General features: G+C 70.4%; 1 protein-coding gene. It reads left to right on the forward strand.

Features of this window, described 5'->3' with window-relative positions:
• On the forward strand, positions 1 to 488 hold a 488-nt coding region (locus tag F0U47_RS20280; RefSeq protein WP_149752314.1), incomplete at its 5' end, for an HNH endonuclease signature motif containing protein.
• Positions 489 to 540 lie beyond the last annotated feature (52 nt).

The raw sequence follows: 540 nt of genomic DNA on the forward strand, positions 1-540 counted from the left end.
TGCTCGAGCACCTCGACCCCGACCAGCTTCCCGCCCACGGCGGGGATGCGACCAGCGTGATGGTCACCCTCTCCCTGGACGCCTTGAAGACCGACCTGGCGACCGCCGGTCTGCTGGACGGAGACCTCTCCTGCGGTGACAACCTGTCGGCGACCCAAGCGCGGCGGATGGCGTGCAACGCGCAGATCATCCCCGTGGTCCTCGGCGGGAAGGGCGAGATCCTCGACCTGGGCCGCACCCGCCGCCTCTACACCGCAGCCCAGCGCAAGGCGATGCGGCTCCGGGACAAACGCTGTCGCGCCGAGGGCTGCTCGATCCCCGCGACCTGGTGCGAAGCCCACCACCAGCAGCCCTGGTCCCAGGGCGGCGAGACCGACCTCGACGACGGCGTACTCCTCTGCTCCTGGCACCACCACCGCGCCCACGACCGAAGATTCCACGCAGACAAGCTCGCCAACGGCGACATCCGCTTCCACCGCCGCAGCTAGCTCGCGCGCAGGCACCGCGGCCGCCCGATAATGCCGAGTAGAGGGCGCTGGA

It is taken from the genome of Nocardioides antri, from assembly GCF_008373765.1.
Classification (GTDB): Bacteria; Actinomycetota; Actinomycetes; order Propionibacteriales; family Nocardioidaceae; genus Nocardioides; species Nocardioides antri.